This is a genomic window from Sphingobacterium sp. xlx-96 (assembly GCF_011007365.1).
In the GTDB taxonomy this organism is placed as follows: domain Bacteria; phylum Bacteroidota; class Bacteroidia; order Sphingobacteriales; family Sphingobacteriaceae; genus Sphingobacterium; species Sphingobacterium luzhongxinii.
The window spans coordinates 13,674-38,806 of record NZ_WFKM01000014.1; the positions used below are offsets into that span (position 1 = coordinate 13,674).

At 40.5% G+C, this 25,133-nt stretch carries 20 protein-coding genes and 3 tRNA genes; 8 read left to right on the forward strand and 15 right to left on the reverse strand.

The window, feature by feature from the left end:
• The first annotated feature begins 146 nt into the window (after positions 1–146).
• Complete coding sequence (gene uvrB / locus G7B20_RS16990) at positions 147–2,177, forward strand: excinuclease ABC subunit UvrB (protein WP_164112626.1); 2,031 nt, start codon at positions 147–149, stop codon at positions 2,175–2,177.
• A gap of 23 nt (positions 2,178–2,200) precedes the next feature.
• On the opposite strand, the gene G7B20_RS16995 is transcribed toward uvrB, so the two are convergent.
• A complete protein-coding gene (locus G7B20_RS16995) occupies positions 2,201–2,632 on the reverse strand; it encodes a hypothetical protein (RefSeq protein ID WP_164112627.1) in 432 nt (143 codons plus the stop codon).
• A 456-nt stretch (positions 2,633–3,088) separates the two neighbouring features.
• Between G7B20_RS16995 and proB the strand changes: the two genes are divergently transcribed.
• From proB to G7B20_RS17010, 3 genes are all read left to right on the forward strand, one after another.
• Positions 3,089–4,120, forward strand: coding sequence for a glutamate 5-kinase (proB, locus tag G7B20_RS17000; protein WP_164112628.1), 1,032 nt, complete (start codon positions 3,089–3,091; stop codon positions 4,118–4,120).
• Positions 4,121–4,188: 68 nt separating this feature from the next.
• Entirely contained in the window at positions 4,189–5,436 is a 1,248-nt protein-coding gene (locus G7B20_RS17005; RefSeq protein ID WP_164112629.1) for a glutamate-5-semialdehyde dehydrogenase, read from the forward strand.
• Positions 5,437–5,442: 6 nt separating this feature from the next.
• Positions 5,443–5,829, forward strand: coding sequence for a hypothetical protein (locus tag G7B20_RS17010; RefSeq protein WP_164112630.1), 387 nt, complete (start codon positions 5,443–5,445; stop codon positions 5,827–5,829).
• A gap of 15 nt (positions 5,830–5,844) precedes the next feature.
• On the opposite strand, the gene G7B20_RS17015 is transcribed toward G7B20_RS17010, so the two are convergent.
• Positions 5,845–6,981 carry an acyl-CoA dehydrogenase gene (locus G7B20_RS17015; RefSeq protein WP_164112631.1) on the reverse strand — a complete coding sequence of 379 codons (1,137 nt, stop codon included), beginning with the start codon at positions 6,979–6,981 and terminating at the stop codon, positions 5,845–5,847.
• Between the two features lie 144 nt (positions 6,982–7,125).
• On the opposite strand from G7B20_RS17015, the gene G7B20_RS17020 reads away from it, so the two are divergent.
• Positions 7,126–7,761, forward strand: coding sequence for a peroxiredoxin (locus G7B20_RS17020; protein WP_164112632.1), 636 nt, complete (start codon positions 7,126–7,128; stop codon positions 7,759–7,761).
• A gap of 71 nt (positions 7,762–7,832) precedes the next feature.
• Here the strand turns inward: G7B20_RS17020 and G7B20_RS17025 are convergent, their stop codons facing one another.
• The 11 genes from G7B20_RS17025 to G7B20_RS17075 form a co-directional block, all read right to left on the reverse strand.
• Entirely contained in the window at positions 7,833–9,203 is a 1,371-nt protein-coding gene (locus G7B20_RS17025; protein ID WP_164112633.1) for a RagB/SusD family nutrient uptake outer membrane protein, read from the reverse strand.
• Positions 9,204–9,245: 42 nt separating this feature from the next.
• Positions 9,246–12,647 carry a SusC/RagA family TonB-linked outer membrane protein gene (locus G7B20_RS17030; protein ID WP_164112634.1) on the reverse strand — a complete coding sequence of 1,134 codons (3,402 nt, stop codon included), beginning with the start codon at positions 12,645–12,647 and terminating at the stop codon, positions 9,246–9,248.
• 364 nt (positions 12,648–13,011) lie between these two features.
• The gene (locus G7B20_RS17035) at positions 13,012–14,100 is read right to left on the reverse strand and encodes a S1C family serine protease (protein WP_240466034.1); all 1,089 of its coding nucleotides are present in this window, start codon (positions 14,098–14,100) and stop codon (positions 13,012–13,014) included.
• 2 nt (positions 14,101–14,102) lie between these two features.
• Positions 14,103–14,699 (reverse strand): RNA polymerase sigma factor, encoded by a 597-nt coding sequence (locus tag G7B20_RS17040; protein ID WP_317164258.1) that lies wholly within the window; start codon positions 14,697–14,699, stop codon positions 14,103–14,105.
• Positions 14,700–15,066: 367 nt separating this feature from the next.
• Positions 15,067–15,140 (reverse strand) — tRNA-Asp (locus G7B20_RS17045).
• A gap of 83 nt (positions 15,141–15,223) precedes the next feature.
• Positions 15,224–15,297, reverse strand: a tRNA-Asp gene (locus G7B20_RS17050).
• A gap of 99 nt (positions 15,298–15,396) precedes the next feature.
• A tRNA-Asp gene (locus tag G7B20_RS17055) sits at positions 15,397–15,470 on the reverse strand.
• Positions 15,471–15,543: 73 nt separating this feature from the next.
• Positions 15,544–16,617 (reverse strand): peptide chain release factor 1, encoded by a 1,074-nt coding sequence (prfA, locus tag G7B20_RS17060; protein WP_164112636.1) that lies wholly within the window; start codon positions 16,615–16,617, stop codon positions 15,544–15,546.
• Between the two features lie 164 nt (positions 16,618–16,781).
• Entirely contained in the window at positions 16,782–17,111 is a 330-nt protein-coding gene (locus tag G7B20_RS17065; protein WP_164112637.1) for a DMT family transporter, read from the reverse strand.
• A 117-nt stretch (positions 17,112–17,228) separates the two neighbouring features.
• Positions 17,229–17,792: a Crp/Fnr family transcriptional regulator gene (locus G7B20_RS17070; RefSeq protein ID WP_164112638.1), complete on the reverse strand. Its 564-nt coding sequence runs from the start codon at positions 17,790–17,792 to the stop codon at positions 17,229–17,231.
• Positions 17,780–18,529, reverse strand: a complete 750-nt coding sequence (locus tag G7B20_RS17075) for a UDP-2,3-diacylglucosamine diphosphatase (protein WP_164112639.1) — start codon at positions 18,527–18,529, stop codon at positions 17,780–17,782. Before G7B20_RS17075 ends, G7B20_RS17070 begins: the two co-directional genes overlap by 13 nt.
• Positions 18,530–18,701: 172 nt before the next feature.
• On the opposite strand from G7B20_RS17075, the gene G7B20_RS17080 reads away from it, so the two are divergent.
• The 3 genes from G7B20_RS17080 (at position 18,702) to G7B20_RS17090 (ending at position 23,012) form a co-directional block, all read left to right on the forward strand.
• The gene (locus G7B20_RS17080; RefSeq protein WP_164112640.1) at positions 18,702–20,849 is read left to right on the forward strand and encodes a prolyl oligopeptidase family serine peptidase; all 2,148 of its coding nucleotides are present in this window, start codon (positions 18,702–18,704) and stop codon (positions 20,847–20,849) included.
• A complete protein-coding gene (locus G7B20_RS17085; RefSeq protein ID WP_164112641.1) occupies positions 20,849–21,418 on the forward strand; it encodes a Crp/Fnr family transcriptional regulator in 570 nt (189 codons plus the stop codon). Before G7B20_RS17080 ends, G7B20_RS17085 begins: the two co-directional genes overlap by 1 nt.
• Before the next feature lie 124 nt (positions 21,419–21,542).
• Complete coding sequence (locus G7B20_RS17090) at positions 21,543–23,012, forward strand: DUF3943 domain-containing protein (RefSeq protein WP_164112642.1); 1,470 nt, start codon at positions 21,543–21,545, stop codon at positions 23,010–23,012.
• On the opposite strand, the gene G7B20_RS17095 is transcribed toward G7B20_RS17090, so the two are convergent.
• Positions 23,009–23,566, reverse strand: coding sequence for a GNAT family N-acetyltransferase (locus tag G7B20_RS17095; RefSeq protein ID WP_164112643.1), 558 nt, complete (start codon positions 23,564–23,566; stop codon positions 23,009–23,011). The two genes, G7B20_RS17090 and G7B20_RS17095, sit on opposite strands and share 4 nt — an antisense overlap.
• A 164-nt stretch (positions 23,567–23,730) precedes the next feature.
• Positions 23,731–25,068, reverse strand: a complete 1,338-nt coding sequence (locus tag G7B20_RS17100; RefSeq protein ID WP_164112644.1) for a trigger factor — start codon at positions 25,066–25,068, stop codon at positions 23,731–23,733.
• Between the last annotated feature and the right edge of the window lie 65 nt (positions 25,069–25,133).

Below are 25,133 nucleotides of genomic sequence, written 5' to 3' on the forward strand. Positions count from 1 at the left end.
TAACAAGGAGCTAAATGAAATATCCATGTAGTACGGGCTGCACAAACACGAATGACCGCGGGGCAGCATGCCAACCAACAGTAATAAAGTCGTGCATAATATAGTTTGGATATTCCATATGGCCTAAAAAAGCAAATTATATACATATGAAATTTCAACTTACGTCAGAATATTATCCTACTGGAGATCAACCGCAAGCTATTAAGGAGCTGGTTCAAGGCGTAACACAAGGCGAGCCCTATCAGACGCTGCTAGGTGTTACAGGGTCTGGTAAGACTTTTACAGTAGCTAATGTTATTCAACAGACACAAAAGCCTACGCTGATATTAAGCCATAATAAAACACTGGCAGCACAGCTCTATGGTGAGTTCAAGCAGTTTTTTCCGGAAAACTCAGTGAACTATTTTGTTTCTTACTACGATTACTATCAACCCGAGGCTTTTATTGCTTCTACTAATACCTATATTGAAAAGGATTTAGCGATCAATGAGGAGATTGAAAAGCTGCGGCTGGCCAGTACTTCTGCACTGATGTCCGGTAGGAGCGACGTTATCATAGTTTCTTCGGTATCCTGTATCTATGGTATGGGTAATCCGGAAGATTTTTCGAGATCAATTTTCAGGTTCGGTGTAGGTACGACTATTTCTAGAAACGCATTCCTGCATAAGCTTGTAGAGATATTATACGCAAGGACTACCACTGATTTTAAAAGAGGTACTTTCCGGGTAAAAGGAGATACGGTAGATATTTATCCAGCTTATTTAGATAATGCCTATAGGGTGTCATTCTTCGGTGATGAGATTGATGAGTTGAGCGAAATAGATCCTGTCAGCGGAAAGACTTTGGTGAAGCATGAAACCCTTTCACTTTTTCCGGCAAATCTATTTGTTACACCCAAAGAAAAATTTACACAGTCCATCTGGGCCATACAGGAAGAGTTGGTACAGCGTAAATCACAACTAGAAGAAGAGGGCCGGATGCTCGAGGCAAAACGTTTAGAAGAGCGGGTGAATTACGACCTGGAAATGATGCGCGAACTGGGCTATTGTTCAGGAATAGAAAATTACTCCCGTTTTTTTGATGGAAGAGAACCTGGAATGCGTCCATTCTGCCTGTTGGATTATTTCCCCGAAGATTATTTGTTAGTTATCGATGAGAGTCATGTTACGCTACCCCAATTACGCGCTATGTATGGCGGAGATAGATCGCGGAAGATCGCACTTGTTGAACACGGTTTCCGTTTGCCAGCAGCATTGGATAATAGACCTTTAAATTTTCCTGAATTTGAATCATTAACCAATCAAACGATCTATGTGTCCGCTACTCCTGGTGACTATGAGTTACAACAGACCGAAGGTGTTGTGGTCGAGCAGGTCATTAGGCCCACTGGGCTCCTTGATCCTTTAATTGAAGTACGACCTGCCATAAACCAGGTGGATGACTTCTTGGAGCAAGTGGACAAAGCTATTAAGGACGGAGGTCGTGTGTTGGCGACTACCTTAACGAAGCGTATGGCCGAAGAATTGACCAAATACATGACCCGGTTGAACATCAAAGTACGGTACATACATTCGGAAGTTAAAACCTTGGAACGGGTAGAGATACTGCGAGGTTTGCGTTTAGGAGAATTTGATGTACTGGTAGGAGTCAATTTATTACGTGAAGGGCTTGATCTCCCTGAAGTGACTTTGGTCGCGATACTGGATGCAGATAAAGAAGGATTCCTGAGGTCGGTACGTTCGTTGATACAGACTATCGGTAGAGCAGCACGTAATGACAAAGGCCGTGTCATTATGTACGCCGATAAGGTGACGGACAGTATGCGAATTACTATTGATGAAACAAATCGGCGAAGAGAGAAGCAGATCGCTTATAATACCGAGCATGGCATCACCCCGCGCACAGTAGGAAAGACACGTGAAGAAATATTGGAGCAGACTTCCGTTGCAGACTTCAAAGGGATAGAACAAAAACCTTACATTGAGTCTGATGTGGCGAGTAGTGTTGCTGCAGATCCTTTAATAGCCTATATGAGCGAAAAAGATCTTAAAAAAGCTATCGAAACTGTTCGCAAACGTATGGACAAAGCTGCTAAAGAGATGGATTTCTTAGAAGCAGCAAAGTTGCGGGATGAAATGTTTGCCTTGGAGAAATCATATGAAGAACGATTTGGATAAAAAGGTATCCAAATCGTTAACTTCTATTTTTGCTCCCGGTAAAGCGGAGTCGCATTGAGACGCAAGGTCCAGCCATTTGAATCTTGCGTTAGATGAAACTTACCATTAGAGTAATTTTTAGCTTCTTTCTGTGTCAATAATATGCTGTTATGCTCCTCGGGCACAAATATCTCAGCTTGTTTTTTGATACTGTCCACTACAACATAAGCAGCAGTTTGATAAGCACCGGAAGTATTTAGGGTATGTAGCGCTATCCCTTCCTCAAATGGCCTAATGCAGCCGCTCCGCAGTTGAGACCAGGTATAGCCTGCAGAGCGGCGGCATCCGTGCTTGTCTTTATCCCCGCCAATACGAGTTAGACTATCGGTAGTATGGTTTGAAGATGTTACTTTCGATGACTGGCAGCTTCCCAAAGTAAGCGCTAAAAGAAAAAATAATAACAGAGGTGTTTTCATATGTGAATAATTATTGATGAGTGTCTGTTCGCATTGTTATCAATGAACTCGTTTCACTCGGTTTGTTTCTCTTCCGTCATCCGCCAGTTGGCGGACTCATGGGGTTTGTGCTTCACAAGACATGAGTATTTCATATTTGAATAATTACTTTGTGATCCGTCAGTTGACGGAGCGTTTGTCTTTTGAAGGCCCTTAACTTGTCCCCGTGAGTTTTGTAGCACAATTTATGTTCCCCTTTTTGCGATGTGGAAAGATTGTGTATAAATTAAGACTTAAATACCCTTTTTTGTACAGACAGTATATTACATATTTGTCTTTTTTTTATTGTATTTTAATTTTTAAATACATAAGTTTATGTTTTTTTAAACAAAATCTTTATTTTATTTAAGAAATGGCAATAGTGAATTGCCTTCTCCTATGTATAGATTTTTTAAGAAGTTACCAAAATATAAGTCAATGAAAAAGCCAGTTTTGGTTATTAAGTTTGGATCAGCATCTATCACAACAGACGGTGAAATTGATGAACGGATTGTGTTGGAGATCGCTCGACAATGTGCTGTCCTACAATCAAAATATAATATTGTGCTCGTCTCTTCGGGAGCGGTAGCAGCCGGTAAACGGTTTATCCCAAAATATACAGGAAGTCTAGCACAACGCAAGGCAGCAGCAGCCATTGGTAATCCCTTACTTATCCGTACTTATTCCATTTATTTTAAACCTTTCCGGATTGCATTGGCACAAAGTCTCTGTGAGCGGCATCATTTTTCCAATCGAAGTCAATTTTTACAATTGAAAAGTACATACGAGACCCTTTGGAAAAGCAACGTTATCCCTATAGCCAATGAGAATGATGTGGTAAGTAATAAAGAATTGAAATTTTCGGACAATGACGAACTTGCTACGTTAATAGCAGCAGGTTTCGATGCCGAACAGTTGCTGTTCAGCACATCAGTACCCGGAGTATTGGATAGTCAAGGCAATGTTATTCCTGTAATCGAAATCGTAGACAAAGATGCACTGGCATTGGCGCGAAAAGAGAAGACAGGTGTAGGACTTGGAGGGATGACTTCCAAACTCAATTTTGCACGATTAGCTACGCAAATGGGGATAAAAGCAGTGATTTTTAGTATGCAGACGACGGATGGTATATTAAAAGCAATTGCAGGAGAGACTGGAACAGTTTGTTTGCCGCAAAAGAAAAAGGTCTCTTCCCGCAATAAATGGTTAGCCAGCGGAAGCTTAATCGTAGGGATGGTACGTGTCGACCAAGGTGCGCTGGAAGCTATACGGACAAGAAAAAGCCTTTTGGCAGTAGGAGTGATACAGATTGTCGAAGAATTTGTAGTAGGCGAGGTGTTTCAGATCGCAGACACAGTGGGGATAGTCCACGCTGTCGCTAAAGCAAAGGTTGACTCATCTACATTAAAGACGACTCCTGCTAAAAAAAATATGGCGATAGCACATGCCGATGACATCGTGCTTTTATAAGGAACAAAGCGCAATGTGGAACGATAGGCATCCTATTGTAGAAAGTACCGATTTTAAAAAGTAGAAAAATGAAAAGCATCCACCAACAACTTGCAAATAGCCGCAGGGCAAAAATAAGTATCAACAGCTTAGTAGTAGAAGATAAAAAGCGAATATTAATTGATATTGCGCGTCTTTTAAGAGCGAACAGTAAAGCTATCCAGTCACAGAATAAACTGGATCTCGCAAAGATGGATGAAGCAGATCCGAAATTTGATCGACTGAAGCTAACACTTGAGCGAATCGAGGGTTTGGCGGACAGTGTGCAAGGAATCAGTGAACTTGGAGACCCTACCGGTCAGTTACTCAGTACGAAGGTACTACCCAATGGTTTATTGATCGAGAAGAAAACAGTAGCCCTGGGAGTTGTCGGTGTAATTTATGAGTCTAGACCCAATGTAACCATTGATGTGGCTACCTTGTGTATACAGTCGGGCAATGTCTGTCTATTGCGGGGCGGGAGCGATGCATGGCATACCAATAGCTATTTAGTAGGTCTTGTTCAGCAAGTATTATCCAATCATGGAGTGGAGCCTAATATCGTACAATTGCTGCCTACTGATCGGGCATTGATGCACGAGTTGCTTAGTGCTACAGCATATGTAGATATTATAATACCACGAGGATCGCAGTCTTTGATCGATTTCGTACGTCAACATGCTAAGGTCCCTGTTATCGAGACGGGTGCAGGTGTATGTCATACTTATGTTGAATCGTCTGCAGATCTGGATATGGCCGCTAAAATTGTTGCCAACGCCAAGATTTCACGGCCATCGGTCTGTAATGCGCTGGATACTGTTTTAGTAGACAATAACGTTTCTAAAGACTTTATCACCAAGCTTATTCCATTGCTGAAAGAAGCCAACGTCGAAGTATTTGCCGCAGATGAACTATATAAGCTATTTTCGGAAGAAGATTATCCCTATCTGCAAAAGGCAAAGGAAACCGATTTTGGGCGGGAATTTCTCGATTTGAAATGCACTATCAAAACTGTTACGGGGCTCGATGAAGCCTTAGTACACATTGCCGCATATTCCTCCAAACATTCAGAGTGCATTGTTTCTACAAATTCAGATAAAATAACGACATTTATGAACTTGGTGGATGCCGCAGCAGTATATTCCAATGCTTCAACCCGTTTTACCGATGGAGGCGAGTTTGGACTTGGAGCGGAAATAGGAATTTCTACACAGAAACTCCATGCACGTGGCCCATTTGCTTTAGAAAAGTTGGTGACAGAAAAGTGGTTTGTCACCGGCGATGGTCAGATTAGATAGTCAGGTATGGGAATTCGATACGAAAAAGATACGATTTTAAGCTGGATAAACGAGATGGGGAAGTTTCTTCGTCTGGTGGTGAGACAATGGAAAGGATTAGAAGAGGGGACGCCTTCTGTAGATATAGCGAAAGGATATGAAGAGTTCTTCCGGCATGATCGGGCCTATTTTGTTGCGCTCAGCGAGGAGGAAATTATCGATTACAGTATGCAGCTGGATCAAGAGCAGGTGAGACCCTTAGCACAGTTATTGATGTACGACGGATTGATCCATAAGGATAACAGTCAGCTGTCAAAAGCTAAAATTTTATTTGAACATTATATGCGCTGTACTGGAAGCTTTTCATTTGAAGATTACGGATTTTTGAATGAAATTAAAAAACACCTGAACTAGCAGCCGGGTTTGCTCTTATCGTAAGATATCTCTAGCGATTACCAAACGTTGTATCTCAGAGGTACCCTCATAGATCTGTGTAATTTTAGCATCGCGCATCAGACGTTCCACATGATATTCCTTTACATAACCATAGCCACCATGTATTTGCACCGCTTCAACAGTATGTTTCATCGCTACCTCAGATGCATGAAGCTTCGCAATAGCAGCCTCTTTACCATAGGGTCTTTGTTGGTCTTTTGTCCATGCTGCACGGTATGTCAGCAAGCGCGCAGCTTCGATATCCACTTCCATATCGGCAAGTTTAAATTGTATAGCTTGATGGTTTGCAATAGGCGTACCAAAGGTCTTCCTTTCTTGGGCGTAGGCCAAGGCTAGATCATAGGCACCGGCTGCAATTCCGAGTGCCTGTGCAGCAATCCCAATTCGACCACCGTCCAATGTTTTCATTGCAAATTTAAACCCAAAGCCGTCTTCACCAATACGATTTTCCTTTGGTACCACTACGTCAGAAAATAAAAGAGAATGTGTATCCGAACTTCGGATTCCCATTTTATTTTCTTTGGGTCCGATCGTAAAACCCTTACTTCCCTTTTCTAGAATTAGCACGTTGATGCCCTTATGTCCCAATTCAGGGTGTGTTTGGGCGATCACTAGATAGATATCTGCATTTCCTCCATTCGTGATCCAGTTCTTTGTTCCATTCAAGAGATAGTGGTCCCCCTGATCTGTTGCGGTCGTATGTTGTGATGAAGCGTCTGATCCCGCTTCAGGCTCCGATAATGCGAATGCACCGAGCTTTTCACCTTTAGCAAGAGGTATAAGATACTTTTGCTTCTGTTCTTCTGTTCCATAGGTCTCAAGGCCCCATAAGACCAGAGAATTGTGTGCAGACATGATGACTGCGGTAGAAGCATCAATTTTGGCAATTTCTTCCAGTGCCAGTACATAAGCCAACGTGTCCATGCCAGCACCGCCGTATGCCGCAGAAGTCATGATGCCCATAAAGCCCAGATCTCCCATTTTTTTTACAAATTCATAAGGAAATTGTGCTTCTTCATCCCGTTGTATTACGCCGTTTTTTAGTTCTTGTGCAAATTCACGAGCAGCGCTGCTGATCATTTTATGTTCTTCAGAAAGTTCGAAATGCATGATATACTGTCTGTTGGTTAAATCAAATATAACTATTTTTATTATGCTTGCATAGTAAGTTTGTTAAAAATATTTAATTATTTTGCGGATTCAATAAAGACTACTATATTAGTAGTATATATAGCGTATTAAATATTTACAACTATGAGTTTAAGATTAGGAGACGATGCACCAAATTTTCAGGTGCAAACATCGATAGGGAATATCGATTTCTACGATTATACAAAAGGTAGCTGGGTGGTATTATATTCACACCCATCCGACTTTACGCCAGTTTGTACAACCGAATTAGGGCGTACAGCGCAGTTAAAAGCCGAATTCGAAAAGCGCAACGTTAAGGTCTTAGCCTTAAGTGTAGATGGTGTTGAGGATCACCTCGAGTGGATAAAGGATATCAATGAAACACAGAACACAACTGTTGATTTTCCGATTATTGCGGACAAAGACCGGAAAGTCGCTGAGTTATACGATATGATCCATCCGAATGCCTCCACAACATTTACGGTAAGATCTGTGTTTGTGATTGGACCGGATAGAAAAATAAAACTCACACTCACTTATCCTGCTTCAACAGGTCGTAACTTTTACGAGATCCTCCGCGTTGTCGATTCGTTGCAGCTCACCGCAGACTATTCTGTAGCGACTCCCGCAGATTGGAAGGATGGTGAAGACGTGATTGTGGTTCCTGCCATTAAGACAGAAGACATCCCTTCTAAATTTCCAAAAGGTTTTACGGAAATTAAGCCCTACTTACGTGTTACGCCTCAGCCGAATAAATAATTACAGGGTAATTTAAAAGTAAAAGTCCTTTCCGTAAGAGCAGAAAGGACTTTTATCGTTTTAGGCAGCTATTAATAGCCAGGATTTTGAGACAGCCCATCACCAAATCCTATTTCCGATGCCGGGATTGGGTATAGGAAATGGGTTTCACTTTTGAGGCTGCTGTATTTCTGCAGTGCTAGTTTTGTCCGACAATAGTCAAACCAAGTTTCTCCTTCAAACAATAGTTCTCTTTCCTTTTCCTCCTGTACGGCAATGATAAAATCCGTTAGATTTTGGTAAGTATCAACGGATGATATAATACCGGCTCTGTCTTGTACTTTTTTCAGCGAACTGTAAGCAGTCTGACTCACGCTATTATCGATTCTTGCCCTTGCTTCTGCATGGATAAGCAAGAGTTCCGCTAGACGAAGTGCAGTGACATTTTGACTCGCCGGAGAGAAGTTGGGGAATTTTCCCATAAAGTAGTTGTTTTTACTTCCCTTTTTTATGGAAAATGCTTTTCGCTTATCTTCCTGTTCGTACAGATCTAGTAATGTAGTGTCTTTTACAAAGAATAACACAGTGGCGTTATCATTGGATACAGCCGCTAACGGATTCGTAACTTGATCATTAAATTGTATTTCAAAGATCGCCTCGCTGGTGTTCTGTGTAGTCCATATACTTGAAAAATCGGATGCTAAACTGTATTTCCCGGAAGAAATAACCTCCTCGGATAAGTCTACAGCAGGTTTATAATCAGCAGTGAACGCTGCTTGATAGAGATAGACTTTTGCCAACAATGCTTTTGCGGCCCAGTGTGAAGCGCGACCTCTACCTGCATCGCCGGTATAGGGATTTTCTTTAGGAAGGAGATCAGCTGCCTCAGTCAAATCTTTGATAATCTGTGTATATACCGCTTCTTTTTCCGATTGTGCAATAGCCAATGTGCTATTTTCGCGGGTATAAGCTAGCTTTAAAGGGATACGTCCAAAAGCTCGAACGAGAAAAAAGTAGTTAAAAGCACGTATAAATTTAGCTTCTCCAATAAAGATGTTTTTCTTTTGATCGGTGATCATCGCCGAAGTCATGTTAGGTACTTCTTCAATGATTTGGTTGGATGAGTTTATAGTAGTATATAGTGCTTTCCACATATTTGCGACCCAAGGGTTGATCGTCTGTACCTGATGTACACCAAAATTTTCATATTCGGGGTATGCAGCAGCGTGTCTGACGTGTCCGGCTGAGAATTCGGGAACAATTATGGTCGATTGACCGTATGAAAACGAATTCATCATACTACGGTACATTCCCATTAAGGCAGCATTGGCGTTGGTTTCGGAGTTAAAGTATCCTTCTTGAGCTACCTGCCCCAAGGGGTCACGATCTAAAAAATTATTACAGGAAGTTGTCAATCCGATAATTGTCGCCAAGAATAATAAGAGTATGTTGTTTTTATTCATCTGTATAAATTTGATGTTTGTTGCTGATGAAAGCAGCTCTTCTTAAAATGTTAAGTTAAATCCTGTCGTAAAAATCCGTGGTTGTGGATAACTACCGTAATCATAACCATAAATTAATCCCGTATTAGCTCCACCATGGTTAGAACTCACTTCCGGATCATAACCTCTATATTTTGTGAACACAAAAGCATTTTGAACGGTAGTATACCAACGGAGTTTTTTTATTTTTAATTTTTCCGATAGTATGGAAGGTATGGTATAGCCTAACGTAATATTCCGGATTCTAAAAAAAGAACCATCTTCAATGAACCGGGAGGATATGGCTCCGTTGTTTAGATCACCTGGGGCCGGCCTCGGCACATCGGTAATATCTCCGGGTTTTTGCCATCTGTCTACAAAGTCAACCAGTTGGTTTGAACTGGGATTGAAACCTTCTAAACCCGAGGCAAGATTATAGTTGAAGATATCATTACCGTAGCTAAATTGTCCCAGTATACTCAAGTCAAAGTTTTTATATAGAAAATTATTGGTAATACCACCGAAGAAATCGGGGTTGGGATCGCCGATAATTACATGATCTGAATAATCTTTCGGTAGTACCATAGACCCGTCAGCCCCTAAGTAATCGATCATTCCCGTCTGTGGGTTTACACCCATGGATCGCCAACCATAAAATACACCCAGCGGCTCTCCCGGTCGGGCACGATTCAGATCTCCGACACCACCACGCATTTCAGTAAGTCCATTGGGTAAGGCCAGTACCTTATTTCGGTTGAAGGTCATATTAAGGGAAGTTGACCATTGAAAATCGCCCACGAGATTTTTTGTCGTTAACTCAAATTCAAAGCCTTTATTTTCTATCTCTCCCGAGTTAGTGAATCGGGTGCTGTAACCCGAACTGCCCAAAATAGGCAGGCCTATTAAAAGGTCAGATGTCTTCTTGTGGTAATAGTCGGCCAAAAGGGAGATGCGATCGTTTAAAAAGCCTGCATCCACACCGATATTCCATTGTTGTGTAGTTTCCCACTTCAATCCCTGATCACCCAAAATATTGGGTAGAAAACCAGGTGTCCCCATATAATTGTTTCCTCCAGAATACAGCGAGCGACTAGCATAGTTTCCGATGTTTTGATTGCCCGTAATACCCCAGCTAGCTCTAAGCTTTAAATCACTGAACAACTTGGAGCCCTGCATAAAACCCTCTTGTTTGATGCGCCACGCACCTGCAAAAGAGGGGAATATAGCCCAGCGGTTGTCCCTACCAAAGCGAGATGAGCCGTCCGTACGAATATTAGCATTTAAGATGTATTTGTCTTTGTAGATATACGTTGCGCGTGCAAATCCAGAAGCAATGGCCCATTCTTCAGGAAAAGAGTTTGCACCATTAATCACACCACCAGCTGTGATATAGGGGATATCATTACTAGGAAAATTGGAACGTTGTGCATGGACAAAATCGAGGCGTGATTCTTGGAATGAGAAGCCTGCAAGTGCGTTTATACTATGATCGCCAAAAACCTTGTCGTATGTAAGTGTGGTTTCATTGATCCAGAGCTGATCTCTCGTATTACGGCGAGCACCGATCCCTCCTTGGCTCACATAAGAGCGTAACCCACTAGGAGGCATAAAAAATGTCTCATCGATGAAGCTAACGTCTGTACCAAAGCTTGTTTTTAATAATAACTCAGGGACGACGTTATATTCGGCACTAGCATTCGCCAATATCCGAAAAGTCTGTGCCTCATTGGTTGGTAATTGCAGCATTGCTGCCGGGTTTTCCCGCGTCACACGTACCTGATCGTACACATAATTTCCTTGTTCGTCGAAGACTGAGAGGTTCGGAGGAGAGAAAATGCCAACTTTGGTAGCACCTTCTTTAGAATTTTCTTCCTGTACACGTTGATTTACGGCCCGGGTGAGGTTGATTGCGGTCGAAAATCGAAGCTTTTCGCTGTGCTGATGATCGAGATTAAGACGTCCGCTCAATCGATTGAAGTCGGACCCGAGAAGTACACCACCTTGCTTCATGTAGCCAATAGACGTATAATAGCGGGTCTTTTCACTGCCGCCACTGGCTGATAATTCATAGTTTCTAATTGCCGCATTTCTGAATATAGCGTCTTGCCAATTGGTGTTGACGCCAGGGTTGGCAAATATTTGCGCAGGCGCTTTATTCGTATCAATACCCAATTCAAGTCGGATACGGTAATAGTCCCGCATATAATCCTGATACTGCTCCGTACTCATTAAATCATAGTATCGTTCTCTTGGTACCTGCGAGAAACCTTCATACATGTTGAAGTTAAATTGACTGTGTCCAGAAGTGCCTTTCTTTGTTGTAATTAAGACCACGCCATTTGCAGCTCTAGAACCATAAATAGAAGAAGAAGCCGCATCTTTTAATATTTCTATAGATTGCACATCCGAGGGATTTATAGATGCGAGTACATTAATACCCTGCGTTCCTCCGCCAAAATCAAATGTGGATCCGCCTGTAAAATTAGTTGTGCTATTGACTGGGATACCATCAACGACGTACAAGGGGTCGGAGCTCGCGTTTATAGACGTGGTACCGCGCACACGGATGCTTACTCCTCCTCCTGGTGATCCTGACTTCTGGGTCACCTGTACGCCCCCTGCTTTGCCCTGTATGGCTTGTGTGATACTGGGGAGGATTTCGTCTTCAATGTCTTTAGCTCCGATACTAGAGACTGCAGTAGGTAGCGTAGTACGTTTCATGGTACCATACCCGACAGAAATAACCTGTACCGATTCGATAGTATTGGTTTCGGTTGTTAAGACAACCTGAACAACATTTCTAGCGCCCACTGTTTGGCTGATCGCTTTGTAGCCAATAGAGGAAAAACGCAACCTGTTTTTAGCATTGGCTGCAATTCTGAATTTTCCGGATTCATCCGTTAAGACCGTTGTTTTAGTGCCTTCTACATTTACGGAGACACCCGCTATCGGACCAGAAGGGCCGTTGACCACTCCCGTGATTATACCCTGGGTTGTTGTGGTGTCGGGGTCTTTTACAGGCACAGCTTTGACGGTATCCCTTGTAGGAATCGTGGTTGTTGTATCTCCTATCTCCTGTAAGGAATCTGCTTTTTCAATGGAAAGCTTGACGTTCACCTGTTTTTGATTGTTGATGTGGACTTCGGATTCTGCAAAGCCTGATTTTATGAAAATCAGTACGCCATTGGGGTTTGCCGATATTTTAAATTTACCGTCGCTGTCAGATACAACAGAGTTGGAAGTACCTTTTTCCAAAATAACCACACGTTCTAGAAAGATTTCAGATGTGTCGGTAACATTTCCGGAAATGGATATCGAATCAATCGCGGAAAGGGAAGGAAATGGGGGAGGGGCAGCGTTTGCTTGATGATAAGAAATGATAAGTGTACATACTAAAAGAAATACGCGATAAAAATTGAGCATCATAAGTTAAAAAATTATATAAATATTTTGCAGGGAGCCTTTGGAGGCCAGCAAAAAGGGAGTTACGGAGCGGATGGATAGCTAATTTAACAATCATGTTTTTTAGTATATCATTCTTGTTACACATTAAGTTGTGTATACAATGAAACGCTCGTAAATAGGATTTGTTGTTTAACGATGTCTTTTTTTGAAATCAGCTCAAAATTTTTGAGCGAGTTGTGCCTCGGCTTTTTAATGGCAATTGAGAAGAGGAATGGCGTTGAAAAGAAACAGGCCCCTATAGGAGGCCTGTTTTACGATTAAATCTTTTCAAGAAAAACTACCTCGTTGAAATAATTTAACCCAGATTTATTGAAAAAACGTTTAACTAAAAGACTTTAACAATGTAAATATAGTCTTGTAGCTTTTTTATTTGTTCTGTTCTCGGTAGAGCAGATAATGTATTTTTGCTATTTAGTAGGATGTTGCCCTTTAATGATTCTGCTGGAATTTTATTGAGTGTCTCGACAAGCTCTTTTGTCTTAATGGCAAAAGCAGCCCCATCGATCCCTTTTTGTTTACCGGAAATGATACCAATGATATTACCTTGGTTATCTAACACAGGACCACCGCTATTCCCTGGGTTGACGGGAATAGAGATTTGGTAAGCTATGGTGTCACCCGCATATCCTGTGTTTGAACTTAAATAACCTTGACCATATACCGCTTCGTCCCTAGGAAATCCTAAAGTGAAAATATCCTCGCCTAATTCTGAACTCTGTTTTTTAAATGTATAAGGTATATTTTTTAAGTTTTTGAAATTTACATCATCTATATGTAGGATGGCGAGATCTTTTTGTGCATCGGTATACACGATCTGTGCTCTATAGGCTTGGCCTTTTACATTTTGTAGATGAATTGAATCTGCGCCATTAACAACATGGTAGTTCGTCACCACATACCCATCTCTGGTCAACATAAAACCTGTCGCTCCGAAATGAATGGCCGACGCGCTCTTGTTCTTGTCGTTGTTAATATTCTGAATAGCTTTATTCTGTTCGTTCACATTTTTCTTAACAGAATTCATTTCACGACGTAGTGCGCTATAATCTGTGTTGGCCTTCTGTATACTCGTGAAGTATCCCGTGATCCATAAGGTAGAAAAAACAGATACCAATGCTACAGCTGCTGCTACGCCAGCATTGAATTGTAGCTTACTCCATAGCGAAGCTACTTTACCCCGTACGGAGTTATTTTTTTCCTGTTTGAATTTATCGCCCTCTACAATCAATGCTTGTTGAAAGGCATTGCGCAATTCTGTTTTTTGCCAGTCCTGAACAAAATTTTTGTGTTGTTCAAATAGCTCAGCATATTCAGGGTTTGATGTACAGAAATTTTCAAAAGCTATAGCATCGTCCTGTACAAGCTCCCCTCGTAAATACTGATCTGCCCAGTCTATAAAATTATGTCGCTGCATACTCATTTTTCAAGAGTTGAATTAAAAAATATTTTTTTGAGTCGTTGCAGACACTTGTACTTCTGTGTCTTTGCATTATCTGCGCTGGTATATCCAAATTTGTCGCGGATATCTTGCATAGACATGTTGGCAATATAGAAATCTTTCAACAGGGTTCGACAAGGTTCTCCTAATTCTGATAAAGCGATATTCATCTGTTCAAATCTGCTCTCTATCTCATCGTGTTTCTCGATATCTTCCTCTATATGCAAAATATCTTCGAAATCAGAAATGTCCGATGTATTAGCCGTATTACCTTTACGTGTGAGTTGTTTTAGCCACAACCTTCTACATACCGCATACAAAAAAGTCCCAAGCTTACTGCTTAACTCAAACTTTTGTTGAGTAATCTTATTATACAATACCATCACTGCCTCTTGAAAGATATCTTTTGCTTCATCCTCAGAGCCGTTATTGCTAATTATCATATGTGAGACCGAAGGAAAATAAGATTTATAAATCTTATTGATAGCCCTGCTATCTCCTTTGGATACCCCATCTATAATTTCCTGATCTGAAGCCTCAGTTGGAAGTGGAAGTATTTGTCTTATTTTACTCACTAATTAATACCTTAAAATTCAAATAGTAACCCTTGGGGAACGAATTTAATTAAGAAAAGTATGCTCTTCTAGTTTCCCGTTGTTTTATCCTGATGCAACAAGCTTCTTGGTGCTTCAATAGAGGCCCTTTCAATAAACCTCAACCAAACCTAATAGTATTTTTGATTAAAAACTAATGTTGGATCTAAAAAATATGTTATAGACTTGTTAACGAATAACTTGTTATTTAAGTATACGATGTCGATTGTAAAAAGTGTATTCAAAGTATGAATATAGTTAAAGTCTTGCGATAGGAAAAGGGAGAGACAACCGTTGCTATAAACAACAAAAGGCATCCTATAGGGATACCTTTTGTGTTTTTCTTAAGCGGTCTGGACGGGACTCGAACCCGCGACCCCATGCGTGACAGGCATGTATTCTAACCAGCTGAACTACCAGACCTAAGAATTTTAATTGTTGTTGAAAGATATTTAGACCATTGAACTCAAATCGAGAGCTTTTAATTTAGGAGAAGATTTAAAAAGCGGTCTGGACGGGACTCGAACCCGCGACCCCATGCGTGACAGGCATGTATTCTAACCAGCTGAACTACCAGACCTTTTTTTCTTCGCCTAAAATTATCTTAAATAATCAGACTAAAATCTTTTTACTATTTTTAAGAACGTTTGAAAAGACTATTCTTTTCTTTGTTTTTTTGCGGTCTGGACGGGACTCGAACCCGCGACCCCATGCGTGACAGGCATGTATTCTAACCAGCTGAACTACCAGACCTCAACCCTTCTTGTGAGAAGGTGTGCAAATATAGCGCTTATTTATTTATTTCCTAATTTTTTTTGAAAAAAACTTACTCTACAGCGCCTTCCTTCATCTTTTCGGCATTTTCAGCAAACTGTAACGCGTCTATAATTCCCTGAATATCACCGTCCATAATAGATGGTAGATTGTACATTGTCAATCCAATTCTATGTTCGGTAACGCGACCTTGCGGATAATTATAAGTACGTATTTTTGCCGAACGATCACCTGTAGAGACCAGCGTTTTTCTTTTGGCGGCGATATCTCCGTTCTTTTTGTTCAATTCGATCTCATAAAGTTTCGTACGAAGCATCTCCATGGCCAATTCTCGGTTTGCTAATTGCGAACGTTCTACCTGACATACCACCACAATTCCTGTAGGTTTGTGCGTCAATTGCACCTTTGTTTCTACTTTATTGACATTTTGTCCTCCTGCACCACCGGAACGGGAAGTGTGCATCTCTACATCACCAGGGTTGATCTCCACGTCAACTTCTTCCGCTTCCGGGAGAACGGCTACCGAAGCCGCTGATGTATGTACACGTCCTTGAGTTTCTGTGTCCGGAACACGCTGTACACGGTGTACACCCGATTCATATTTTAGCTGACCGTATACATCATCTCCAATAACTTTAAGTATTACTTCTTTATAACCGCCAGAAGTACCTTCAGTCACATCCATAACTTCATTGCGCCAACCTTTGGTTTCGAAGTAGCGTGTATACATACGGTAAAGATCTCCCGCAAATAAAGCTGCTTCATCACCGCCTGCGCCACCTCGGATCTCTATAATCGCATTTTTACTGTCTTCAGGGTCCTTAGGAATTAGCATAAGACGGATTTCTTCTTCTTTCTCTTCCTTTTGATCCAGTAAGATGTCCTGCTCCTCCTTAGCCATCTCTCTCAACTCTTGATCTTTCTCATTTACAAGGATATCCTTATTGGTCTCGATGTTACTGACTATATTTTTGTAAATATGATACTGTTCAACGATTTTTGACAAGTCTTTATATTCCTTGTTTAGTTTCGCAAAACGTTTCATATCGTTGATGGTTTCAGGATTGCTCAGTTCCGCTTCCACTTCTTCCCATCTTTCTTTGATCGCTCGTAGTTTTTCTAACATAATTCTGTCTGATAAGTATTTGCCTTCAACGTCAAAAGGGCAATAATAGCCCCTGAGCACCAATAATATGAGGCACTATTGAAGGTTCTTGTGCCAAAAGGACATTTTCCTCCTTTTAGAATGTGCAAAAATACTGAAAAATATGGTTTAAAAAGAAGGAATTATTAATGACTTGAGACAACCTTTAACCCTATTATCGAAGCGATTAGCGTAAAGATGAAGAATATTCTCCAAAATTCAGCAGGTTCCTTAAAGAAAATAATTCCCATCAAAACAGTTCCCACAGCCCCAATACCGGTCCATACCGCGTAGGCGGTCCCCAAAGGTAATGTCTGTGTAGCTTTAATGAGCAGGCCCATACTGAGGAATAGACATACTACAAATCCCCCGTACCATAACAATGACGATGTACCCGCAGCCTCTTTAGCTTTGCCTAGACAAGTCGTAAAGCCTACTTCAAAGAGACCACCTAATATTAAAAAAATCCAGTTCATTTTTTTTCTTTCTCAAAAATCACTGTTTTGGAGGATATTTTTTTTAACATTTGTTAAAAAAACAAGTATTCTACGGGTTTGTACGAGGCTAGCTTCCGATGCCAAAGTGCGTGGAAATTACTTAATCTCCGCGCGTATCCGCGATAGCGTAACCTGCGTGACTCCAAGATAGGAAGCGATGTATCCCAATTTGATACGTTGTACGACATTAGCTTCTTTGGTCAAAAGATCCTGGTAACGCTCATAAGCCGTTTTGAACAGGTTCTGCATTAATCGTTGTTCGATTTTTAAAGTTTCCAGTTCAGCTAATTTTCGTCCCCAATTTGCAATAGGTAGAGAACTGTTGTATAATTTCTGAAGTTTCGAGATAGGAAGTCGGAATAATACACAGTCTTCTAAAGTGTCGACTATCTCGTACCCCGGAGTACCGTGGATATAACTTTTAAGCGATAATATAGCGTCTCCTGGAAAACAGAAATCTAAAACGGCTTCTTTTTCTTCTTTCGGGTAAAAGATCCGGCAGATGCCTTCTTTTAATATATATATATACTTTGATGTTTTATCTTTGTCTATTAATGTAGCGTTTTTCTCTATTTTAGTTTGTTGCGTTATAGCAATTAGCTTCTCAAGATCCTCTTGGGGCAAGGGGTAGATACGTTGAATAGCTTCTACAAATTCCATTTTTCCAATTTAAGATTTTGACCGTCCCACACCGCGTAGGTATAATAATTGATCCATTCCCCTAGATTGATAATCTTTGACTCAGGACCCGCTTGGATCTCATAAGGAAAATGACGATGTCCAAAAATAAAGTAATCGTAATGTTTGTCCTTTAAAACTTCCTTCACATATTGAATAAGCCATTCATTTTCCTCCCCCAAAAACTGTTCGTCCGTATGGCTAGAAATCCGACTATGCTTAGACCATTTTTGGGCAATTCCTATACCTAGATTTGGATGTAGCCGGGCAAAAAGCCATTGACAAACGGAACTACGGAATACTCTTTTTAATATTTTATATTTTTTATCCCCAGGTCCCAAACCATCACCGTGATGTATATAGAGCTTTTTACCGTTTAAATGTAGTTCCAGTTCATTATCGATGATGACAGCACCAAGCTCCTTTTTTAAGTAACCAAACATCCACATATCATGATTACCTTTAAATAAAGTGATCTTGACGCCGAGATCGGCCAACTCTGCAAGTTTACCTAAAAAACGGATATATCCTTTTGGAACGACCGTGCTATACTCAAACCAAAAGTCGAAGATATCTCCCACGAGATAAAGTTCGGATGCGTCTTGCTTGATATGATCAAACCATCTTACAATTTCTCTTTCCCGAAGTTCCGACTGCTCTTTAGGATAAGATCCTAAATGGAAATCGGAAGCAAAGTATATCTTATTAGCTATTCGCATGTCGATGTAAAACTACCAAAATGCCCTGATTTTACAAATAATTCATTGGAAGTTACTTTCCCTTTGGTATGTGCTAATTAAATGTCATGTACCTATAGATCTTATTGAATGCAGAATGAAAGTTTCAAAGGAAGAATTATTTCATTAGTTTTGGAATAAATAGCAATCAATTATGAAGAAAAATATTGGTTTTATAATGCTATCTATGGCATTCGTAGCTTGTCAACAAAATAAAAAGATTGACCCCGTGAAAGATATTACAACAACGCTCTATCCAAAGACTGAGAAAATAGACCAAAAGGATACCTACTTCGGTATTACTGTTGAAGACCCCTATCGCTGGCTAGAAGACGATATGTCTGCCAAAACCAAGGCTTGGGTCACAGCTGAAAATGAAGTAACTCAAGCATACCTTGGGCAGATTCCCTTTCGTCAGGCGATTACGCAACGCCTAGAAAAGTTGTGGAACTATGAAAAGTACTCAGCACCCTTTGAAGAGGGGGAATACACCTATTTCTATAAGAATGACGGTTTACAAAATCAATCTGTATTATACCGTAAAAAAGGAGATAAAGGGACAGAAGAGGTATTCTTGGATCCGAACAAATTTTCGGCAGACGGCACGACCTCATTGGCCGATATTTCATTCAGTAAAGACGGTTCCTTGGTCGCTTATCAGATCTCGGAAGGCGGCTCCGATTGGCGTAAAGTCATTGTCTTACGTGCTGCAGATAAAACAGTCGTCGGAGATACATTGATCGATGTTAAATTCAGCGGTTTAGCCTGGAGGGGCAATGACGGGTTTTATTACAGTTCATACGATAAACCTAAATCTGGCTCCGCGCTGTCTGCGATGACAGATCAGCACAAGCTTTATTTTCATAAGTTAAACACCGCGCAATCCACAGATGAATTGATCTTTGGCGGAGTCAAGACACCGAGAAGATATGTGGGGGCTGGATTGACAGAGGATGAGCGTTTTTTGATCGTTACAGCTGCCAATACAACATCGGGTAACGAGCTGTATGTTAAAGATCTTACAAATCCAGCAGCAGGCTTCATCACAATTGTGGATAATTTTGAGAAGAACCATGCCATTCTAGACAATGACGGCGATCGACTTATTCTTTATACCGAGTTAGGTGCGCCTAACGGTAAGATCGTAGAGACGGTGTTGGCTAATCCGAAGCCCGCTACATGGAAAGACTTAATTCCAGAGACCGATAATGTATTAAGCCCCTCTATAGGAGGAGGAAAGATCTTTGCATCCTATTTAAAAGATGCTACCTCATTGGTCAAGCAATTTGATCGTAACGGAAAAATAGAACGGGAAATTACCCTTCCGGGAGTAGGTACAGCAAATGGATTTGGAGCCAAAAAGGAAGATAAGACGCTATATTATACCTTTACTTCCTATATAAATCCAGGAACCATCTATAGTTACGACATTGCTTCAGGCAAATCAGATGTGTACAAGAAGTCTAATGTCAAATTTGATCCTGAACAATATGAGTCAAAGCAGGTTTTTTATACTTCGAAAGATGGTACAAAAGTACCGATGATCATTACTTATAAAAAGGGTACAAATTTGGATGGTAAGAATCCAACTATGCTGTACGGTTACGGAGGATTTAATATTAGTCTTAGTCCAGCCTTTAGTACAGCTAATATTATCCTACTCGAACAAGGAGGCGTATATGCTGTCGCTAATTTAAGAGGAGGGGGCGAGTATGGTGAGAACTGGCACGTTGCAGGAACGAAATTGAACAAGCAAAATGTGTTTGACGATTTTATAGCAGCAAGCGAGTACCTTATTAAGGAGAAATACACTTCGTCCGAAAAGCTAGCGATCGCGGGAGGATCAAATGGTGGATTGCTGGTAGGCGCATGTATGACCCAGCGACCGGAGTTGTTTAAAGTCGCGTTTCCGGCGGTAGGAGTATTAGATATGTTGCGTTACCACAAATTTACCGCAGGAGCAGGATGGGCATTCGACTACGGTACCGCCGATGATAGTAAAGAGATGTTTGAATATCTTTATAAATATTCCCCATACCATGCTTTAAAACCCAATACATCCTATCCTGCAACAATGGTAATGACAGCCGATCACGATGATCGCGTGGTACCGGCCCACTCTTTCAAATTTGCGGCCCGGTTACAGGAGTACAATGTAGGACAAAATCCCGTTTTGATTCGTATCGATACCAATGCAGGACATGGAGCAGGCAAGTCTACTGCCATGCAGATCGCCGAACATGCCGATAAATGGGCTTTTATGTTTCAGAATATGGGAGTTAGTTACCAAGAAATAAAATAATGGTAGACCAACTTATTCAACATATAAATGGCATTACGCCTTTGACCAAGGACGAAGAGGCTATTGTAGAAGAACTCATTCGTGAGAAGACTTTACAGCGTAAGCAATTTTTGCACCGAGCAGGCGAAGTCGCACAATATTCGGCTTTTGTGATCGAGGGATGCTTACGCTCTTATGCTGTAGACCGGAATGGCTTTGAACATATTTTGCAATTTGCCCCTGCCAATTGGTGGATATCAGATATGTATTCTTTTGTTAAAAATACACCCAGCGAATTAAATATAGATGCGCTTTTGGATACGAAGGTTTTGTTATTAAGCCGGTCCTGTCAGCTAAGTATCTTTGACCGTATACCTAAGCTGGAACGTTATTTTAGAATTCTTACCGAGAATGCCCTCGCGGCTAGTAATCACCGTACCATTAATTACCTTAGCCTTCCGGCCAAAGTGAGGTATGAGAAGTTCTGCACGATGTATCCAACATTGATCAACACGATACCCCAAAAATCGGTGGCATCCTATATTGGTATCACACCTGAGTTTTTGAGTAAGTTGAGAGCCGAGTTTTAATTCTTCTCTACTCCAACTATTGTATATTTTTATCGATATGCAAAAACAATGTATTTTGAAGATTGTTTCGGTTATAGCATTGTCTATTTGCAATCTTGAAGGTTAATTGAAAACGTCTATTCCGATGAGAAAATATTTATTCTTGTTCGTTTTACTTACGATATGTTCCAGTTTAGTTCGGGCGGGCAGTTTTTTTGGAAACATCGATTCCCTTTCTCGACCTTTATTAGATTCCGCGTTAACATCGATAAAGTTATGGAAACCCGTTCCAGTTAGTTTTCAGGATACCACACGGGAAATCCTCAACCCACAACGTCCTAAGCATTTTTGGAGAGCAGGTACTGAATGGTTTTTAGCACAGGCATTTCCCGCTACTTTTAATCGTTTCATTACCAAAGATCCCTATTCATACATTTCATTTAAGAACTTTATAGACCATCAGCGGTTTAGTGCTTGGGATTGGGATGATAATCAATTTACGACAAATCAGATTGATCATCCTTACCATGGACAGATATATTTTAATGCTTTTCGAAGTAATGGGTATAACTTTTACCAATCCAGCATAGCTACATTGGCGGGCTCCTATATTTGGGAGACCGCAGGAGAGACCCAAAGTCCATCCATTAATGATTTGGTCAATACTACTTTTGGGGGGATTATCCTTGGGGAGATGACTCATCGGGTTTCCCGGAACATTTTAGCTAGAAGTCGAAACGGGAATAATGTGATAGGCAATGAAATTGTAGCCCTTTTAGTAAATCCGGTAAATAGCCTAAATCGATTGCTGGATGGAAAATGGGGCAAGCGTGTAGACGACTATTATACAGTCGACTCTTCTGTTATCAGTGCAGAGATTGATGCAGGCTTTAGACGATTTGATGCCAAAGAAGGAGACTTTCTGTCTAAGGGAAAAGACTCTTTTTACACGCGCCTACGATTTAAGTATAGTAACGGCGATCATAATTATAAGCGTCCTTTTGATCAGTTCTCCGTAAATTTAGAAGCTGGTAATGGCGACAGTACGTTTATCAATGCGATCAATGTCCATGCATTACTTTATGGTGCTAAATTCTTTAAATCAAAAAAGGGAGAACATTATGGGTCTTTGAATGCACATTATGATGTTTATAATAATGATGCCTTTTTCTATGGAGCACAAAGTCTGAACTACAATTGGTTATCCGAATTTACTTATAAAAGCCAGAATAAGTTAAATCTTAGTATGGGCGTTGGTGCCGTGTTATTGGCGGCAGTACCGGACCCATACCTGTTATATGGTGCCAGTCGTAACTACAACTACGGGTCAGGGGCATCTTATCGATTTAGGGGAGATCTTAGCGTATTAAATAGATTATTGTTTACTGCCGATTACAACGGAGGTGTTTTTTATACGATCAGCGGTACCCCCTCACATTATATCCTACATGCAGGAACTGTAGAAGCTAGCCTTCGTGTCTTCAAAAGGTGGTCTATTAATTTGAGATCCGGTTATTTTTCGTTGGAAGGAAAGTTTAGAGATGAAAAGTATCCCGATTTTCATCGGGAATATCCCTTTGGATCCATTTCTATCGGCTACAATATTCAATTCTAAGGTTCATATTGCATATGATCCATCTTTTTGCCAAATACAGATAGATTGTTTTTGACAACAAACCCCATCTTTTCATAGAGCCGTTTGGCATTTGGATTATCGCAATCTACTAAAAGCCCCAGCGTATCCTTCCTTTTGTTTACAAATTCTTTAATGACAAATTCTATCAAGAATCTACCAATACCTTTTCCTTGAGCCTGAGGACTTACTGCTATCGTGTCTATGTATATCTCTCCCTCTTGTGTCTCATCCGCAGGTTGATAATCAATGTGATAATTTTCTTTGATGCGATCCAATACCGGTTGACGAAGTGTCCGTAACTGGCCCCCAGGATAGAGGCAGATCTGTCCCATTATTTCGTCGTCATTTTCAGCAACGAATATGTATTGGTAGGAGTATTGATTATTCTGTTTCTGTATGAGGTCGCACAGAAACCTTTTCCCTTCTTCCAAGTCTTCCTGGCCAATAAACTGATAGACGATTTCAGTCATCGCCAATATCATCAATTCGGCAATCTGCGGGGCATCCTCTTTTTTTGCTTTACGGATATGCATTGTTATAGGGTTTAAAATATAAATAATGAAGTTAAAAAAACTTTCATGATTCCATTGAATCACCAACAGAGATAAAAGTTATTGATGTCCTTTAAAACGGATACTCTCACAAAAAAAAAGGGTTAACATATAACTGTTAACCCTTTTTTTATATGTAAAGATTACTATTTCTCTTCTAATTTCTCGAATTTATCGTAATCTATTTTTTTAGATTTTGTCTTAACAGTTGTTTTTAGATGATCAAACACTTTAAGAGCTTTCACTTCTTCGAATAAGCGGTTTGCCTGCTCTCTGTCAGATAGAAGTTGCATTGCAAACTGACCTAATTGTTCGTCAGTAGGCTCTTCGTTGATGTTGTACATTTTGATCTGTCCGTAGATACGCTCTTTCGCTAGATCAACGACCTCATCATATTTAACCTCAAGATTATTCGCTGTAACAATACGGTTTTCGATAATTGTCCATTTCAGGTTATTCAAGAAGTCTGCAAAACCTTCTTCGATTTCTGCTGGAGAGAGGTTCGGGTTTGTAGCCTGTAGCCATCTTTTTAAGAATTCCTCAGGGAATTTAGCTTCTACTTTATCCATACCAAAAGTATACATATCATTACGTAACTTTTGTGCAGAGTTCTGTTTGAATAAGTTTTCTACTTCTTCTTTAACCTTTTCATTAAATTGTTCTTCTGTAGTTACTTCTCCAGCAGGGAACAATTTATCAAAGAACTCCTGGTTCAAATCTGCTTCTTCAAGACGGTTAATGTTTTGAACAGTAAGTTCAAAATTAGTAACGTCAAGGTTTTCAGTTTCTTCTTCTGTAATACCAAGGATACGTGCGATATCAGCGACTTTAAATGCCTTTTTAATATCGATTTTTACGCTATCATCTTTCTTTAAGCCTACAAGAGATTTCTTGATTTTAGCGTCTTCAATTATATCTGTACGGATTGAAGTTGTTTTTTCGATACCCTCTTCTTTTTCCTGTTTTAAAGTAGCGTACAATACATCACCTTCTTCAGATACTTCTGGATTGGTCATTTTTCCATAGCTACGACGTAGGTTTTTAGTACGTTCTAGCAAAGTCGCTTCGTCAGCCTTAATATCATACTCTGTAAATTCAGTTTCTCCAGAGAAAGGAATGTCGAAAATAGGAGCAAGACCGATTTCGTAATTGAAATTGAACGTATCTTTAAAATCCCAATTGTATTTGGTGTCATCTTCGCCTTCTACAGGAAGAGGCTGGCCTAGTACTTCTAGTTTTTGCTCTGTAATATATGCGGAGATTTTTTCATTTACAACGCGGTTGATTTCATCCAACAAGATAGCTTTACCATAGGTACGTCTGATATGGCCGACAGGAACCAATCCAGGACGGAAACCAGGTAATTTTGCTTTTTTTGCTTGATCTTTAATCGCTTTGTCGACTGCTGGATTATAATCTTCTGGTGCTAAATCAACGGTAATTTTAGCGCTGATGTCATCGGTTTTCTGATGTGAAATGTTCATACTTCTCTTAAGCGTTATTTTCGCATTATAAAAAAAATCCTCCCGATGTCTTTTGGTCGGGAGGA

What these genes read in the sequence shown, in the direction of transcription:
- G7B20_RS17085 (WP_164112641.1), top strand. Translation starts at nt 20,849, where the DNA reads ATGGTAGACCAACTTATTCAACATATAAATGGCATTACGCCTTTGACC.
- G7B20_RS17005 (WP_164112629.1), top strand. Translation starts at nt 4,189, where the DNA reads ATGAAAAGCATCCACCAACAACTTGCAAATAGCCGCAGGGCAAAAATA.
- G7B20_RS17080 (WP_164112640.1), top strand. Translation starts at nt 18,702, where the DNA reads ATGAAGAAAAATATTGGTTTTATAATGCTATCTATGGCATTCGTAGCT.
- G7B20_RS17025 (WP_164112633.1), bottom strand. Translation starts at nt 9,203, where the DNA reads ATGAATAAAAACAACATACTCTTATTATTCTTGGCGACAATTATCGGA.
- G7B20_RS17010 (WP_164112630.1), top strand. Translation starts at nt 5,443, where the DNA reads ATGGGAATTCGATACGAAAAAGATACGATTTTAAGCTGGATAAACGAG.
- G7B20_RS17095 (WP_164112643.1), bottom strand. Translation starts at nt 23,566, where the DNA reads ATGCATATCCGTAAAGCAAAAAAAGAGGATGCCCCGCAGATTGCCGAA.
- G7B20_RS16995 (WP_164112627.1), bottom strand. Translation starts at nt 2,632, where the DNA reads ATGAAAACACCTCTGTTATTATTTTTTCTTTTAGCGCTTACTTTGGGA.
- G7B20_RS17070 (WP_164112638.1), bottom strand. Translation starts at nt 17,792, where the DNA reads ATGGAATTTGTAGAAGCTATTCAACGTATCTACCCCTTGCCCCAAGAG.
- G7B20_RS17065 (WP_164112637.1), bottom strand. Translation starts at nt 17,111, where the DNA reads ATGAACTGGATTTTTTTAATATTAGGTGGTCTCTTTGAAGTAGGCTTT.
- uvrB (WP_164112626.1), top strand. Translation starts at nt 147, where the DNA reads ATGAAATTTCAACTTACGTCAGAATATTATCCTACTGGAGATCAACCG.
- G7B20_RS17030 (WP_164112634.1), bottom strand. Translation starts at nt 12,647, where the DNA reads ATGATGCTCAATTTTTATCGCGTATTTCTTTTAGTATGTACACTTATC.
- G7B20_RS17035 (WP_240466034.1), bottom strand. Translation starts at nt 14,100, where the DNA reads ATGCAGCGACATAATTTTATAGACTGGGCAGATCAGTATTTACGAGGG.
- G7B20_RS17090 (WP_164112642.1), top strand. Translation starts at nt 21,543, where the DNA reads ATGAGAAAATATTTATTCTTGTTCGTTTTACTTACGATATGTTCCAGT.
- G7B20_RS17075 (WP_164112639.1), bottom strand. Translation starts at nt 18,529, where the DNA reads ATGCGAATAGCTAATAAGATATACTTTGCTTCCGATTTCCATTTAGGA.
- G7B20_RS17100 (WP_164112644.1), bottom strand. Translation starts at nt 25,068, where the DNA reads ATGAACATTTCACATCAGAAAACCGATGACATCAGCGCTAAAATTACC.
- proB (WP_164112628.1), top strand. Translation starts at nt 3,089, where the DNA reads ATGAAAAAGCCAGTTTTGGTTATTAAGTTTGGATCAGCATCTATCACA.
- G7B20_RS17015 (WP_164112631.1), bottom strand. Translation starts at nt 6,981, where the DNA reads ATGCATTTCGAACTTTCTGAAGAACATAAAATGATCAGCAGCGCTGCT.
- G7B20_RS17020 (WP_164112632.1), top strand. Translation starts at nt 7,126, where the DNA reads ATGAGTTTAAGATTAGGAGACGATGCACCAAATTTTCAGGTGCAAACA.
- prfA (WP_164112636.1), bottom strand. Translation starts at nt 16,617, where the DNA reads ATGTTAGAAAAACTACGAGCGATCAAAGAAAGATGGGAAGAAGTGGAA.